The sequence below is a fragment of the Bradyrhizobium genomosp. III genome (assembly GCF_000261705.1).
Classification (GTDB): Bacteria; Pseudomonadota; Alphaproteobacteria; order Rhizobiales; family Xanthobacteraceae; genus Bradyrhizobium; species Bradyrhizobium ottawaense.
The window spans coordinates 1-13,789 of record NZ_AJQF01000452.1; the positions used below are offsets into that span (position 1 = coordinate 1).

Annotated in this window: 15 protein-coding genes and 1 pseudogene; 5 read left to right on the plus strand and 11 right to left on the minus strand. The window is 65.2% G+C overall.

The features are described from left to right. A pseudogene (locus IC66_RS0136065) lies at positions 1-423 on the minus strand (L,D-transpeptidase); the annotation flags it as partial. Positions 424-792: 369 nt separating this feature from the next. Between IC66_RS0136065 and IC66_RS0136070 the strand changes: the two are divergent. Then, on the plus strand, positions 793-1,587 hold the full coding sequence (locus IC66_RS0136070; RefSeq protein WP_038950866.1) for a hypothetical protein: 795 nt from the start codon (positions 793-795) through the stop codon (positions 1,585-1,587). 105 nt (positions 1,588-1,692) lie between these two features. Here IC66_RS0136070 and sseA read toward each other — a convergent pair whose 3' ends face one another. The 3 genes from sseA to IC66_RS0136085 form a co-directional block, all read right to left on the minus strand. Next, on the minus strand, positions 1,693-2,553 hold the full coding sequence (gene sseA / locus IC66_RS0136075) for a 3-mercaptopyruvate sulfurtransferase (protein WP_038950867.1): 861 nt from the start codon (positions 2,551-2,553) through the stop codon (positions 1,693-1,695). A gap of 141 nt (positions 2,554-2,694) precedes the next feature. Further along, positions 2,695-3,108 carry a rhodanese-like domain-containing protein gene (locus tag IC66_RS0136080; RefSeq protein WP_028145610.1) on the minus strand — a complete coding sequence of 138 codons (414 nt, stop codon included), beginning with the start codon at positions 3,106-3,108 and terminating at the stop codon, positions 2,695-2,697. Between the two features lie 125 nt (positions 3,109-3,233). Further along, on the minus strand, positions 3,234-4,409 hold the full coding sequence (locus IC66_RS0136085) for a vWA domain-containing protein (protein WP_028145611.1): 1,176 nt from the start codon (positions 4,407-4,409) through the stop codon (positions 3,234-3,236). Between the two features lie 123 nt (positions 4,410-4,532). Here IC66_RS0136085 and IC66_RS0136090 point away from each other — a divergent pair, with 123 nt between their 5' ends. Next, positions 4,533-4,778, plus strand: a complete 246-nt coding sequence (locus IC66_RS0136090; RefSeq protein WP_018318587.1) for a GlsB/YeaQ/YmgE family stress response membrane protein — start codon at positions 4,533-4,535, stop codon at positions 4,776-4,778. A 95-nt stretch (positions 4,779-4,873) separates the two neighbouring features. Next, a complete protein-coding gene (locus IC66_RS0136095) occupies positions 4,874-5,716 on the plus strand; it encodes an AAA family ATPase (protein ID WP_028145612.1) in 843 nt (280 codons plus the stop codon). 1,001 nt (positions 5,717-6,717) lie between these two features. On the opposite strand, the gene IC66_RS0136100 is transcribed toward IC66_RS0136095, so the two are convergent. From IC66_RS0136100 to IC66_RS0136125, 6 genes are all read right to left on the minus strand, one after another. Next, positions 6,718-7,011, minus strand: a complete 294-nt coding sequence (locus IC66_RS0136100) for a BrnA antitoxin family protein (protein ID WP_028145613.1) — start codon at positions 7,009-7,011, stop codon at positions 6,718-6,720. Then, positions 6,998-7,258, minus strand: coding sequence for a BrnT family toxin (locus IC66_RS0136105; protein WP_028145614.1), 261 nt, complete (start codon positions 7,256-7,258; stop codon positions 6,998-7,000). The genes IC66_RS0136100 and IC66_RS0136105 overlap by 14 nt, the downstream gene beginning before the upstream one ends. Before the next feature lie 186 nt (positions 7,259-7,444). Further along, positions 7,445-9,091 carry a GMC family oxidoreductase gene (locus IC66_RS0136110; protein WP_038950868.1) on the minus strand — a complete coding sequence of 549 codons (1,647 nt, stop codon included), beginning with the start codon at positions 9,089-9,091 and terminating at the stop codon, positions 7,445-7,447. A gap of 16 nt (positions 9,092-9,107) precedes the next feature. Beyond that, entirely contained in the window at positions 9,108-9,701 is a 594-nt protein-coding gene (locus IC66_RS0136115; RefSeq protein WP_038950869.1) for a GNAT family N-acetyltransferase, read from the minus strand. Positions 9,702-9,859: 158 nt separating this feature from the next. Then, positions 9,860-10,798 carry an SMP-30/gluconolactonase/LRE family protein gene (locus IC66_RS0136120; RefSeq protein ID WP_038950870.1) on the minus strand — a complete coding sequence of 313 codons (939 nt, stop codon included), beginning with the start codon at positions 10,796-10,798 and terminating at the stop codon, positions 9,860-9,862. A 138-nt stretch (positions 10,799-10,936) separates the two neighbouring features. Next, a complete protein-coding gene (locus IC66_RS0136125) occupies positions 10,937-11,770 on the minus strand; it encodes an AraC family transcriptional regulator (protein WP_038950872.1) in 834 nt (277 codons plus the stop codon). 172 nt (positions 11,771-11,942) lie between these two features. Here IC66_RS0136125 and IC66_RS0136130 point away from each other — a divergent pair, with 172 nt between their 5' ends. Beyond that, positions 11,943-13,046, plus strand: a complete 1,104-nt coding sequence (locus IC66_RS0136130) for a mandelate racemase/muconate lactonizing enzyme family protein (protein WP_038950873.1) — start codon at positions 11,943-11,945, stop codon at positions 13,044-13,046. A gap of 9 nt (positions 13,047-13,055) precedes the next feature. Here IC66_RS0136130 and IC66_RS0136135 read toward each other — a convergent pair whose 3' ends face one another. After that, the gene (locus IC66_RS0136135) at positions 13,056-13,409 is read right to left on the minus strand and encodes a hypothetical protein (RefSeq protein ID WP_038950874.1); all 354 of its coding nucleotides are present in this window, start codon (positions 13,407-13,409) and stop codon (positions 13,056-13,058) included. Positions 13,410-13,592: 183 nt separating this feature from the next. On the opposite strand from IC66_RS0136135, the gene IC66_RS0136140 reads away from it, so the two are divergent. Then, positions 13,593-13,789: hypothetical protein (locus IC66_RS0136140; protein ID WP_038950875.1), on the plus strand; the 197-nt coding region annotated here is incomplete at its 3' end.

The following is a 13,789-nucleotide window of genomic DNA, read 5'->3' on the forward strand; positions in this document are numbered from 1 at the left end:
GGCATAGATCACTGGCGGCGGACCCGCGGGGCGGCCGTAGCGGGGATCGTCGGGCGACATCACGGGGCCCTGCGACGGTGCGGCCGAATAGACCGGCGCCCCAGTCGGGCGGCCATAACGCGGATCATCCGGCGACATCACCGGACCCTGCGGCGGCGCGGCCGAGTAGACCGGGGGAGCACCGACCGGACGGCCATAGCGCGGATCGTCGGCCGGGCCGGGCGGCGGCAACGATGCCTGCGGCATCGCGTCGTCGTCATCTTCCAGCGCGTCGAAATTCGGCGTGCGGTCGCCGGGCCGATATTCGGCCGGGGCGCCGTAGCTCGGTGCCTGCTGAACCGGATAGCTCTGAGCCTGCGCGAGCGAGGTTCCCGCCGCAGCGACTGTTGCGGCAGCGCATATCGTCAGAAAATGTTTGATCATCATCGCTCTTGTATAGTCCCCAAGCCCGATCGGACCGTTAACGGCCAGATGGCCGAAGATAGCGGCACATTCAAGACATATCAGGCTTATTTGCGCGGGACCTGCCGATTTGTGATCCGCAAGACTACCGTTGCCCCGTTGCATCACGGGGCGGAAATCAGCTCATGGCGTCGATTGCCGGAGTCTTCGGCCCCGTTTTTTGCGGAACGGGTCGGAATCGTTGCGGTATGTTCGAATCAGCCTGATTCGCCGCCCATTTGAGCTCCCGATCCCCGCGTGGCGAACGCGGCAAACAGTACCGTCACCGCGTTCAGATGGCTCTTGGGCCCTGGCCTCTTCGCCGCCGGGGCGGAAATTCGCAATCGCTCGATGCTTCCCGGCTTTCGCTTCCTGTTTGCCGCGATCCTGCTGTCAGTCTCCATCCTGGTGTTCGGCCTGGGCGCCGCCGCACTGCTGCGGGCGAGCCACGAGCAGTATGTCAGCAACCCCTCCTGGCGGAACGGCCCGCAGGAGCAGGTGTTCGCGCAGGCTCCCGAGCCGGCCCAGCCGGTGCTCGCGGTCCTCCGCGCGGAGCCGGAGCCGACCGCCGAGCCCGAGCCGTCGCTGCGCGACAAGGTGCCGACCATTGGACTGCCCGAAAGCGAGCCCGACCAGGTCGCCGTGCTGACGACCGAGGCCCAGTCCCAGGTCGCGGCACCTCCGGCTGACGTCCCGGTCGCAGAACCGGCCAAGGCCGAGACAACGAAGGCCGAGACAACGAAGGCCGAGACGACGACGGAGGCCGCAGCGCCGGCGCCCGCCGACACGCTCACCCCGGCCGACACCACGGCGTCGATCCCCGCGGCCGAGCCTGCCGCGACCGCCAGCGAGCCAGCGCCGGTCGATCCCAGCGCGGCCGTGGCCTCCTCCGCACTCGATGCCGCCTCGGCCAAGCTGGCCGCTTTGAACGAGCCGGCGACGACGGCCGTGAAGGATGCGCCGGCGAAGGCCAAGACCGAGAGCAAGGCAGATACCAAGGCCGACGACAAGGCGACCAAGCGCAAGGCGAAGGCCAAGAAGCGGCATCGCGTGGTGCGTCGTCCGCCGCCTCAGCAGTTGCAGCAGCAGCTCGATCCGTTCGGCCAGCCGCAGACGTTTGCGACGACGACAACGCGCACGCGGTGATCTTCACCGCGCCCCGCTTGCGGGAGCGATTTCGCTTGTGGCCATCCTTCGAGGCGCGCGCTCAAGGCGTGGAGAGCGCGAGGGCGCGCACCGTCATCGTGACGCTCATGCCGGCCCGGTCGCGATGGCCGGGCCGCCCTCCTGGCCCCATTCCGACCAGGAGCCGTCATAGAGCGCGGTGTCGGTGATCCCAAGGCGATAGAGCGCGAGCGTCAGCACCCCGGCTGAGACGCCCGAGCCGCAGCTCGTCACGATCGGCGCATCGAGCTTGACACCGGCGCTCGTGAAGGCGGCGCGCAGTTCATCGAGCGGCTTCATCGTGCCGGTCGCGGCATCGAACAGCTGATTGTAGGGCACGTTGCGGGCGCCGGGGATGTGGCCGGAGCGAATGCCTGCGCGCGGCTCGGGGGCGCGGCCCTCGAAGCGGTCGGCGGCGCGCGCGTCGATCACCTGCTCGGCACGGCTTTCCACATTGGCGATCAGCTGCTGCATGCTGCGCACGCGATTTGAATCGTAGCTCGCCTTGAACGTCGCTGGCTTCGGCTTCACCTCGCCGCTCTCGACCGCTCGCCCCTCGGCCCGCCACTTCTTCAGGCCGCCATTGAGGATGCGCACGTTGTCATGGCCGAAGGCCAGGAACATCCACCAGGCGCGGGGCGCGGCGACCCAGCCGCCGGCATCGTAGAGCACGACGGTGTCGGCGTTGGAGATGCCGAGATTGCCGATGTCACGGCCGAACTGCTCGGCGCTCGGATACATGTGCGGCAGCGGGTTGGAATGATCCGACACCGCATCGACGTCGAAGAACACGGCGCCGGGCAGGTGCGCGGCGAGATAATCGTCCTTGGGCAACGGCAGCACGCCCGGCAGCTTGAAGCTGGCGTCGAGCACTTTGACGTTGGCGTCGTTGATGTGCGCGGCGAGCCATTCGGTGGAGACGAGGGGGTCGGTGGGGGTGTCAGTCATTGATGTACTCTCTGGCAACTTTGTCGGTCGTCATGCCCGGGCTTGTCCCGGGCATCCACGTCTTTCGGCGCGCGAGCAAGAACGTGGATGGCCGGGACAGGCCCGGCCATGACGGAGTGTGTGGTACGCGCGGTATCCAATTCACCCCTTCTTCTTCGGCTCCCACGCTTCCGTCGGCCCACCGGCATCGCGCCAGGCGGCGTAGCCGCCGGCGATGTGGGCGACGGGCTTCAGGCCCATGTCCTGCGCGGTCTTGGCCGCGAGTGCGGAGCGCAGGCCCCCGGCGCAGTGGAAGACGAACTTCTTGTCCTCCTGGAAGACCGGCTTGGCGTAGGGGCTCTGCGGGTCGATCCAGAATTCCAGCATGCCGCGCGTGCAGGCGAACGCGCCGGGGATGCGACCGTCGCGCTCGATCTCGCGAGGGTCGCGGATGTCGACGATGACGACGTCGCCATTCTTGGAGATCTCGATGGCGTCCTTGGCGTTGAGCGTCTCGATCTCGGCATTGGCCTCGTCGATCAGCGCCTTGATGCCGCGGGTGATGTTTTGGGGCATGTGGTTCTCCCTCTTGTTGTCATTCCGGGGCGCGCGCAGCGCGAGCCCGGAATCCATTCCTCTACACGCACTGCGGCCCGATGGATTCCGGGCTCGCCCTTCGGGCGCCCCGGAATGACGAGAAGCTAGTGCGTCAATTCCTTCATCGCACCCTCAAGCCCCTCGATCGTGATCGGGTACATGCGGTTCGCAAAAATGCGTTTGATGATTGTGGTCGATTCCGAATAGTCCCAATGCTTCTGAGCGACCGGATTGAGCCACACCGCATGCGGATAGGTGCGGATGATGCGGTCGAGCCAGACCGAGCCCGGCTCCTCGTTGACATGCTCGACCGAGCCGCCGGGCACCATGATCTCGTACGGGCTCATCGACGCATCGCCGACGAACACGATCTTGTAGTCGTGCGGGTATTTGTGCAACACGTCCCAGGTCGGCGTGCGGTCGGTGAAGCGGCGCTTGTTCTGCTTCCACACGCCCTCATAGAGGCAGTTGTGGAAGTAGAAATACTCCATGTGCTTGAACTCGCTCTTCGCCGCCGAGAACAGCTCCTCGACCTGCTCGATATGCGCGTCCATGGAGCCGCCGATGTCGAAGAACACCAAAAGCTTCACCGCATTGCGCCGCTCGGGGCGCATGTGGACGTCGAGATAGCCGTGATTGGCGGTCTCGCGGATGGTGGTGTCGAGATCGAGCTCGTCGGGTGCGCCGGTGCGCGCGAATTTGCGCAGGCGGCGCAGCGCCACCTTGATGTTGCGGATGCCGAGCTCGACATTGCCGTCGAGGTCCTTGAACTCGCGCTTGTCCCACACCTTCACGGCGCGGTTGTTGCGGTTCTTCTCCTGGCCGATGCGCACGCCCTCGGGATTGTAACCGTGGGCGCCGAACGGCGAGGTGCCGGCGGTGCCGATCCACTTCGAGCCCCCCTGGTGCCGCCCCTTCTGCTCTTCGAGGCGCTTCTTCAGGGTCTCCATGAGCTTGTCCCAGCCCATGGCCTCGATCTGCTTCTTCTCTTCGTCAGTCAGGTATTTTTCGGCGAGCTTCTTCAGCCACTCCTCGGGGATCTCCGCCTTCTCCATGGCGTCGAGCAGGTTTTCCAGCCCCTTGAACACCGTGCCGAAGACGCGGTCGAACTTGTCGAGGTTGCGCTCGTCCTTCACCAGCGAGGTGCGCGACAGGTAGTAGAAATTCTCCACCGAATAATCCGACAGGTCAGCGTCGAGCGCCTCCATCAGCGTGAGGTATTCGCGCAGCGTCACGGGGACCTGCGCATCGCGCAGAGAAGTGAAGAATTGCAGGAACATGGGTGACAGATTGCCCGTCGGGTGGCTGACGTCAAGGGGCGGAGACCGCCGCGGGGTGCTGGACCGCGAAGCTTTTTGCTCTAGAATTGGGGCCCTCACGGGGTTGTTTTGGGGACGTTTGCAATGGGAATTGTCGCAGCACTCATCATCGGTGCGATCGCGGGCTGGCTTGCGGGCAAGATTGTCCACGGGGCGGGATTTGGACTGATCGGCAACATCGTCGTCGGCATCATCGGTGCGCTGGTCGCAAGCTGGGTGTTGCCCCAGCTGCACATCCAGCTGGCAACGGGCACGGTCGGCGCCATCGTGGACGCCACGATCGGCGCGGTGATTGTGCTCGTCATCCTTTCGCTGATAAAACGGGTCTGAAAGCCTGACCGAACCAGGAACAGCCGCCGCGAGCGGCCGTTCGCTTGTCGCGACGGGGCCGACGCCTCTCGCCGACGATGACCCAAGGACACGCGATGAAATTTACCGGCACCAAGGACTATGTTGCGACCGACGATCTCAAGGTCGCCGTCAATGCCTCGATCGTGCTCGAGCGCCCGCTCCTCATCAAGGGTGAGCCCGGCACCGGCAAGACGGTGCTGGCGGAGGAAGTCGCGAAGGCTCTGAACGCGCCGCTGCTGACCTGGCACATCAAGTCCACCACCAAGGCGCAGCAGGGCCTCTACGAATACGACGCGGTGTCGCGCCTGCGCGACAGCCAGCTCGGTGATAGCAGGGTGTCTGACATCAAGAACTACATCAAGCGCGGCAAGCTGTGGGACGCCTTCACCGCCGAGCAGCGGCCGGTGCTCTTGATCGACGAGATCGACAAGGCCGACATCGAATTCCCGAACGACCTCCTGCTCGAGCTCGACCGCATGGAATTCCATGTCTACGAGACCGGCGAGACGATCAAGGCCAAGCAGCGCCCGATCATGATGATCACCTCCAACAACGAGAAGGAGCTGCCGGACGCGTTCCTGCGCCGCTGCTTCTTCCACTACATCAAGTTCCCCGACGCCGACACGATGGGCCGCATCGTCGACGTCCACTTCCCCGGCATCAAGAAGCGCCTGGTCGAGGAAGCGCTGCGCATCTTCTTCGAGGTGCGCGAGGTGCCCGGCCTGAAGAAGAAGCCGTCCACGTCGGAGCTTCTGGACTGGCTCAAGCTGCTGCTCAACGAGGACATGAGCGTCGAGCAGCTGCGCGAGCGCGACCCGCGCAAGCTGATCCCGCCGCTGCACGGCGCGCTGCTGAAGAACGAGCAGGACGTGCATCTGTTCGAGCGGCTGGCATTTTTGAGCAGACGGGAAGTGTGACCTTCCCGTGTCCCGGACGCGCTGCAGCGTGCAACGCTGCTGCGCAGAGCCGGGACCCAGTAGGCGACACGGTACAATGCGGCGACATGGGCCCCGGCTCTGCAGCGCACCGTCAAGAGACGCTGCGCTGCGTCCGGGGCACGAGAGTAGAGTTCGGTGCGCCGCTTTCTCCACACCGTCATTGCGAGCGCAGCGAAGCAATCCGGAATCCCTCCGCGGTGACAGTCTGGATTGCTTAGCTGCGCTCGCAATGACGGAGTATGAGGCAGCAGTTGCCCTTCCGACTCGCATTTTGAATCGCAGACACACCTTCGCAGCCTCGCGACGCATCTCGCCCGAGCTTTGCTCTCTCCGTCGCCCCCAAGGAAAGAGGGCGCAGGGAAGGCCGGGTGCCGGCTTGGCACCCGCGGTCCGCTGTGCGCAGATAGCGCAAAAGGACTGCACAGCGGCATACAGGTGCGGCCGAACACACGGCCTTCCCTGCGCGATGGTCGGACGGCTTATACCGTGATCTCCCGGGAGCCGAACTTTCCCTCTGGCCGCCCTCGCCCCGCGAATTGGATGATGCCGTCTGCCCGGTTGGGCTCGCGCACATCTCCGCGACAGGCTTGACCGTAGCAACGACGGCCAGGACCACACGGTTTTGCCGTACGCAGCTCATCCGGCTTCGCCAAGAGGCTTCGCCGGACTTCAGCGCCGCTCGTCCGCACGAAGCCTCGGGCTCACAGGGACTACCCGCCCTGCCCACGCCTCTCGCGCACGACGCTGCCGCGTCCACCGCAACCCGGCCCGCGTTTCGAACGACTCGCGAACCGCCCCTCTTCGTCGGGCCGGGCTGCTTCGATGTATGCCGCAATTCCGAATTTCGGTAAAGTGGAATATTTTTGCGAGAAGGGGTTGACGGGTTGCGGGTGTTTTGCCCGACGGGACACGAAAGATGGATTGTTCAGGCTTCCCCCGAAGATCGGGGCAACATCCCTCCGCATCGCCCATCTCGGCCATCACGGCGCCTTGCGCTTGACCGCCTTGCGCAAGGTCTCGTCGATCCGCGATTGCCAGCCCGGCCCGGTCGACTTGAAATGCTCGACCACCTCCGGGCTGAGGCGCAACGAGACGAGCTTCTTCGTCGGCGCCTTGTTCGGGCCGCGGCCCTTCCGGATGGATGCGCCGAGATCTGGGAAGACCTCGGCAAACGGTCGCGCCTTGGCAAAGTCCGCCTTTGTCAGCTCCGGATTATCGCTGACTGCGCGCAGGTCCCTCTTTGTGTAGCCTGACTTCTTCCTAGCGTTCGGCATAGAGTTTCCTTTCGCTGCGGCTTGCCGGTCGCATGCTGATGATGCTGACGCCCTCGCGGCCGAGCCGGGCGAATACGACAACAATGACGCCACGGATGCTCACGCCGACCGCGATCCAGCGCTTGCTCTTGTTGTGCGAGGGAATGACCAGCGCGGTGTCGAAGAACGCTTCGTTGAGATCGGCAAAGTCCAGCCCGTGCTTGTCGAAGTTGGCGAGCCGCTTCGGTTCGTCCCAGACGATCTTCATTGCCTTTAATGTAGCTACGATTTAGCCGTCTGTCAATATCTTGTAGCTACAAAATAGCTCGTAGGGTGGGTTAGCGTCAGCGTAACCCACCTCTTCCGTTTCCGCATCGGCAGAAGTGGTGGGTTACGCCAGCGAACTGCGCTTCGCGCAGCCCGCTAGCTAACCCACCCTACGCCACCGTGCCTTTCACGCCACCGCCGCATCGGGCACGCGCGCCGCTTCCATCGGCGCCTTGCCGCGGATCAGGTCCGAGGCACGATCCGCGATCATCATCGTCGACGCATTCAAGTTGGCCGAGATCATGCGCGGCATCACGGAGGCGTCGATGACGCGGAGGCCTTCGAGGCCGTGGACGCGGAGCTGGTCGTCGACGACCGCCCAGGTGGAATCCGCCGGGCCCATGCGGCAGGTGCAGCCGGGGTGGAAGGTGGTGGTACCGCGCTCGGTGGCGGCCGCCAAAAACTCGTCGTCGGTGTTGATGTTGGGACCGGGGAAATCCTCGTAGGCGTAATAGGGCGAGAGCGGCGCACTCTTGAGCAGGCGCCGCGCGAGCTTCATGCCGCCGACGATGACGCGGCGATCGAGCTCGGCGTCCAGATAATTGGTCTGGATGATCGGCGGCGCGAACGGATCATTGGAGCGGATGCGGACATAGCCGCGGCTCTCCGGGCGCTGCTGCCAGGACGCCACCGTCATGCCGGGCTCGTCTTCGAGCTGGCCCTGCACGCCTTCCTTGTAGGACGCCGGCGTGAAGGTGAGCTGGAGGTCGGATGAGTCGGCACTCTCGCCGGAGTGCCAGAAGCAATAAACCATGGTCGGCGACAGCGAGAGCAGGCCGCGGCGCGCGGTCGCCCATTTCAGCGCCTCGATCCACAGCGAGACACCGCGGCGGAGCTCGTTGATGGTCTTGATGTCTTTGACGCGCGCCACCGTGCGGGGGGCGTAGTGGTCCTGCAGGCCTTCACCGACCGGCAGCGCGTGACGGACCGCGATGCCGTGCTGCTGCAGCAGATCGGGCGAGCCGACGCCGGAGAGCTGCAGCAGTTGCGGCGAATTATAGGTGCCGCCGGACAGGATGACTTCCTTGTTGGCGCGCACCTCCACCGGCGTGCCGCCGCGGCCGCCCTTGGTGTAGCGCACGCCGACGGCGCGCTTGCCCTCGAAGATGATCTCGGTGGCATGCGCATGGGTGTGCACATGCACGTTGGGCCGCTTCATCGCGGGCTTGAGGAAGGCGGTCGAGCCGGAGACGCGCAGGCCCTTGTCGATGGTGCGCTGGCAGTACGAGACGCCCTCTTGCTTGGCGCCGTTGTAGTCGGGGTTGCGCGGGATGCCGAGCGAGACCGCGCCTTCCATGAAGGCCTCGCAGAGCGGGTCGCGCCACTCCATGGTCGTGACCGTGAGCTTGCCGTCGCGGCCGCGGAAGGTGCTGTCGCCCTCGCCGACCCGCTTCTCCAGCCGCTTGAAGTAAGGCAGCACGTCGGTATAGCCCCAGCCGCGATTGCCCATCTGCGCCCAGGTGTCGAAATCCATGCGCTGGCCGCGGTTGTAGATGTGGCCGTTGATCGAGGAGGAGCCACCGAGCGTCTTGCCACGCGGCGCATAGATGCTGCGCCCGCCGGTCCAGGGCCCCGGCTCCTGCTGATAGGCCCAGTTGATGCTCTTCATGTGGAAGGTCTTGATGAAGCCCGCCGGCAGATGGATGTAGGGATGCCAGTCGGACGGGCCGGCTTCCAGCACGCAGACGCTGACGTTGGGGTCTTCGCTCAGCCGGCTGGTGAGCACGCAACCCGCAGAGCCCGCGCCGACGATCACATAATCAAATCTGTCCATGGTGCCTCGGCCGCTCCTAGCGCGGCTTGTCGTTGAGTTGAAATTCCAGATGCGTCTGCACCGTCGGCCATTCGGCGGCGGTGATGCTGTAGACCACAGTGTCGCGCAAGCTGCCGTTCGGCGCGACCTGGTGGCTGCGCAAAATGCCGTCCTGTTTGGCGCCGAGGCGCTCGATGGCGCGGCGGCTCTGGTGGTTGAAGAAGTGGGTGCGGAATTCGACCGCGATGCAGTTCAGCGTCTCGAAGGCGTGGCGCAGCAGCAAGAGCTTGCACTGCGTGTTGAGCGGGCCGCGCTGCGCGCTCTTGCCGTACCAGGTCGAGCCGATCTCGACGCGGCGGTTGGCGGCATCGATGTTCATGTAAGTGGTCATGCCGACGATGTTGCCGCCGGCGTCGAACACGGTGAACGGCAGCATCGAGCCCGCAGCCTGCAGCCCCAGGCGCCGGTCGATCTCCTTGGCCATGTTGTCCGGCAGCGGGATCGCGGTGTACCAGAGCTTTGACAGCTCGCCATCCTTCACGGCCGTCACCAGCCCGTCGAGATGCTGCTGCGACAGCGGCTCGAGACGGGCGTGCTGTCCACGCAGGGTGATGGGATCGGGCCAGGGCATTTCTCACTCCATATTGACTGCTGTCATTCCGGGGCGACGCGAAGCGGCGAGCCCGGAATCCATAACCACCGCTCGGGGTTATGGATTCCGGGCCTGCGTGCCGGCGCACGCATCCCGGAATGACGACGGATGTATTGGCACGGCTCGTCCAGATACATTCACTTGTTCAAAAAGTTCAACGGCAAACCGCCACGCGGCCAGTCCATGGCGACGAGCTCGCCCTTGCCCGATAGCGTGATATAGGCGGTCTTCAGCCCGGAGCCGCCGAAGGCGATGTTGGTGGTGACGCGGTCGCCGGTCGGGACCTGCTCGACCAGCGTGCCGTCCGGCGCGATCACCGAGATGCAGCCGGAAACGAGGGTGGCGACGCAGACATTGCCGCCGGCTTCCACCGCGAGCGAGTCGAACATCTGGTAGCCGCCGAGGCCGCAGATCGGCTTGCCGCGCTCGCCGCGATAGATCACGTCGCGCGGCTTCAGCGTGCCGGGCGCGGAGAGCTCGTAGGCCCAGAGCCGGCCGGTCGGCGTCTCCGCGATGTAGACGGTATTCTCATCCGGCGACAGCCCGATGCCGTTCGCCGGCAATATGCCGTGCACGACCTCGACCAGCTCGGTCATCCCAGGCTTGAGGTAGTACATGCCGCCGACGTCCATTTCGCGGGCGCGGCGCTTGCCGAGATCGGAGAACCACAGGCCGCCCTGCTTGTCGAACACCAGATCGTTCGGCCCGCGCAGATCGTGCGCGCCGCATCTGGTGACGACGGTCTCGACCTTGCCGGATTGCAGATCGACGCGCTGGATCGAGCCGCCGAGGTAATCGTCGGGCTGCGGGCCCGGCATGATCATGTTGCGGGTCGGGATCCAGGAGAAGCCGCCATTGTTGCAGATGTAGATCTTGCCGTCGGGGCCAAGCGCGGCGCCGTTCGGCCCGCCCGGAATTTTCGCGACGATCTCCTTGCGGCCGTCGGGATAAACGCGCGTCAGGCGCTGGCCGCGGATCTCCACCAGCACCACCGAACCATCAGGCATCACGACCGGCCCTTCGGGAAATTCGAGGTCGGTGGCGAGAACGCGGACGTTGGACGTGGCGGTGGACATTGGGGCCCCTCCCGGCTGATTGTTATGACTTGCACGGGATGTCCGGCACGGGCCCCACACGCAAGATTTGCCTGCGGTTATGACAAAGACACCCCGGCTTGCCAAGCAAGCGGGATGGTATGCCAGCGTTGCGGAAGCCTACGGCTTCACCGGCAGCCAGATCTCGAAGCCGCCATTGCCGGTTGCGGGATCGAACGCCTCGTCGTAGCGCTCGAAACTCGGCGCGTCCGCGGCCGTCAAACCCGAGGCGGGCAGCCATCGATTCCAGATCGTGTTGACGGTGCGGCGGATCGAGGCGACGTGCTCGGTATGCGTGAACACGGCATAGCGCTGCTCGGGGATGCGGATGCGGGCGAAGCGTCGCGGCAGGTCCGAGAACTCGGCGACCTCGACGCCAGCGATGTAGTCGAAATTGCCGGAATCGTCGCCGTTGCAGCAGACGCCGTAGGCGACCTGTCCGACCCTCGAGGGAATATCGGCGACCTCCTGATGAAAGCGGTGCCACAGGCCGGGGATGACGGCGCCGTTGTCGCAAGAGATGCGCTCGCCGGGACCGGCGACGAGCAACGCCCGCGCGGTCTCGAAGCGCGGCGGGGCGAGATGGTCGAGCATGGTGGAGTCCATGAGGATCGGCTCCTGAAGCTTGAGGTCATTGGCGGACATTGCCGCCCTGACCGCTTCGGGCGTGGTGCCGAATTGGTCGCGGAACGCGCGGGTGAAAGCTTCGTGCGAGCCGTAGTCGGCCTCCAGCGCGACGCTGAGGATATCAGGCGCGCCGTTCGCGAGAAGACGCGCCGCCTCTGTCAGCCGCCGCGCGCGCAAATAGCGCATCACCGGAAGTCCGGTGGCTGCGGCAAACGCGCGCACGATGTGGAACCGCGACACGCCCGAGATCGCAGCGATCTCGTCGAGCGTCATCGGCTCGGCCAGATGGCTCTCGATATACCAGAGCGCGCGCTGGGCAGGGTTCATGGCGGCTCAACCCTCGTTCGAAGCGTGACGATGATGCGCCGTCGGCGCCGGCTTCGCTTGATCGGCATTGCTGTCCTCGCGGGAGGATAGTCCGGGAATGGCCACTGGCAACGCCCTGGCGTTCGCGGCTAGACTGTTTGGAAACCGCTCACGAGAAAGAGGAACCCGCGTCATGGAAATCACCGATGTGCGGGCACACCATATCCGCATCCCCTATGACGCCGGCGTTGCGAGCTTCCGCCAGGGCGCATCCGCGATCACCGCGCTCGACATGGTGCTCGTCGAGGTCACCACCGACGCCGGGCTGACCGGCTGGGGCGATGCGTTCGCCTATGTCTGCCCGCGCACCACGCGCAGCGCCGTCGAGGAGATGATCGCGCCGCAGGCCCGCGGGCTGAAGGTGCCCGATGCCGCCGGCATCCCCGCCGCGATGGAGCAGATCCAGCGCAATCTGCATCTGTTCGGCCGCTACGGCATCACCATGTTCGCGATCTCGGGGCTCGACATCGCGCTCTGGGACCTTGCTGCCAAGGTCGAGGGCGTGCCCCTGCATCGCCTGCTCGGCGAGACCAGGCGCACGGCCATTCCCGCCTATGCGAGCCTGCTGCGGATCGGCTCCCCCCCCCACATCGCGGCCGAATGCAGGAAGGCGCTGGCGCTCGGCTATGGCGCAATCAAGCTGCACGAGACCACGGCGCCTGCGGTGTTCGCCGCGCGGGAGGCGATCGGGCCGACCATTCCGCTGATGGTCGACATGAACTGTCCGCTCACGGCCGAGCAGGCGATCGCGTTCGCAACCTCATGTCGGGACGCGCGGCCGATGTTTCTGGAGGAGCCGGTGTGGCCGCCCGAAAACTTCGCCGCGCTCGCCGAGGTCCGAAGCAAAGGCGGGCTCGGGATCGCCGCCGGCGAGAATGCCTGCACGGAATATCAATTCCGCCAGATGATGGAGGCGGGCGCGGTGAGCCACGCCCAGCCGTCGGTGACCAAGGTCGGCGGCATCACGGAATTTCTGAAGGTCGCGGCGCTCGCCGATCAGCTCGGCGTCGAGATCGTTCCGCACTCCCCGTATTTCGGTCCGGGTCTGCTCGCGACGCTGCATCTCCTCGCGACACGCGACGACGGGCTGGTCGAGATGTTCTATCTCAAGCGCGAGGCCTGCCTCTGGGGCGGCCGCGCGGATAGCGATGCCACCGGCCATGTCGCGGTGCCTTCGGGACCCGGGCTCGGTTATGAGCCCGATCGGGACGTGATGGAGCGATATCGCGTGACGTGACCGGCGCGCTCATTTCGCGTCCTTCGCCGGCGGCGCGTCCTGCTTCTTCTTCAGATCCTCGGCCGTCTTCACCTGGGCGGCCTGGAGATCGAGAAGCGTCTTCTGCAGGCCCGCGAGGTTCGTCTTCAACGCGTCGATCTGGCGGTTTGCTGCATCCAGCTTCTGCTGGTGGTCGAGCGTGAGCTTGGTGATCGTCTTCTGCAGGAAGTCGACATTGCTCTGCAGGCAGCTGGTGCGCCGCTCCATGGTCTTCTCGACCGTGCAGATCTCGATGCCGGGCACGTCCTGCGCGTGCACCTGCGCATTCGCCAGCGTTGCGAGCAGCAATATTGCGAAACAAATGCCGGCGTTTCGAAGCAGCATGAGAGGTTCCTCGTCCAATCGATCACGGCAATGTGCGCTTTTTGCGCACAGCCACTCAGGGCTACCACACTCGTACCGCATTCTCGCGTTGAGCTTGCATCGTTCCCTTGGACGGGGAACGATGATCGGCACGCGGAAGAAGTGGGCGCTGTTCCGCGGCTTTGTTTAGGGGAGATTTTTGGAATGGCAACGCGCGATAGACGACTGGCGGAATTCGACGGCGCCGGAGAACCACCGCCGGGGCTTGCGCTCGAAGTGCTGTGCGAGGACCACAGCGGAACGTACCAGCTGCCGTTCGCCTGCCGCTATGTCGAGGGACGCTGGCAGAACCACGAGGCCGGCATCGCGGTGGAAGCGACCGTCATCGGCTGGGGGCCGCC

What these genes read in the sequence shown, in the direction of transcription:
- IC66_RS0136070 (WP_038950866.1), top strand. Translation starts at nt 793, where the DNA reads ATGCTTCCCGGCTTTCGCTTCCTGTTTGCCGCGATCCTGCTGTCAGTC.
- sseA (WP_038950867.1), bottom strand. Translation starts at nt 2,553, where the DNA reads ATGACTGACACCCCCACCGACCCCCTCGTCTCCACCGAATGGCTCGCC.
- IC66_RS0136080 (WP_028145610.1), bottom strand. Translation starts at nt 3,108, where the DNA reads ATGCCCCAAAACATCACCCGCGGCATCAAGGCGCTGATCGACGAGGCC.
- IC66_RS0136085 (WP_028145611.1), bottom strand. Translation starts at nt 4,409, where the DNA reads ATGTTCCTGCAATTCTTCACTTCTCTGCGCGATGCGCAGGTCCCCGTG.
- IC66_RS0136090 (WP_018318587.1), top strand. Translation starts at nt 4,533, where the DNA reads ATGGGAATTGTCGCAGCACTCATCATCGGTGCGATCGCGGGCTGGCTT.
- IC66_RS0136095 (WP_028145612.1), top strand. Translation starts at nt 4,874, where the DNA reads ATGAAATTTACCGGCACCAAGGACTATGTTGCGACCGACGATCTCAAG.
- IC66_RS0136100 (WP_028145613.1), bottom strand. Translation starts at nt 7,011, where the DNA reads ATGCCGAACGCTAGGAAGAAGTCAGGCTACACAAAGAGGGACCTGCGC.
- IC66_RS0136105 (WP_028145614.1), bottom strand. Translation starts at nt 7,258, where the DNA reads ATGAAGATCGTCTGGGACGAACCGAAGCGGCTCGCCAACTTCGACAAG.
- IC66_RS0136110 (WP_038950868.1), bottom strand. Translation starts at nt 9,091, where the DNA reads ATGGACAGATTTGATTATGTGATCGTCGGCGCGGGCTCTGCGGGTTGC.
- IC66_RS0136115 (WP_038950869.1), bottom strand. Translation starts at nt 9,701, where the DNA reads ATGCCCTGGCCCGATCCCATCACCCTGCGTGGACAGCACGCCCGTCTC.
- IC66_RS0136120 (WP_038950870.1), bottom strand. Translation starts at nt 10,798, where the DNA reads ATGTCCACCGCCACGTCCAACGTCCGCGTTCTCGCCACCGACCTCGAA.
- IC66_RS0136125 (WP_038950872.1), bottom strand. Translation starts at nt 11,770, where the DNA reads ATGAACCCTGCCCAGCGCGCGCTCTGGTATATCGAGAGCCATCTGGCC.
- IC66_RS0136130 (WP_038950873.1), top strand. Translation starts at nt 11,943, where the DNA reads ATGGAAATCACCGATGTGCGGGCACACCATATCCGCATCCCCTATGAC.
- IC66_RS0136135 (WP_038950874.1), bottom strand. Translation starts at nt 13,409, where the DNA reads ATGCTGCTTCGAAACGCCGGCATTTGTTTCGCAATATTGCTGCTCGCA.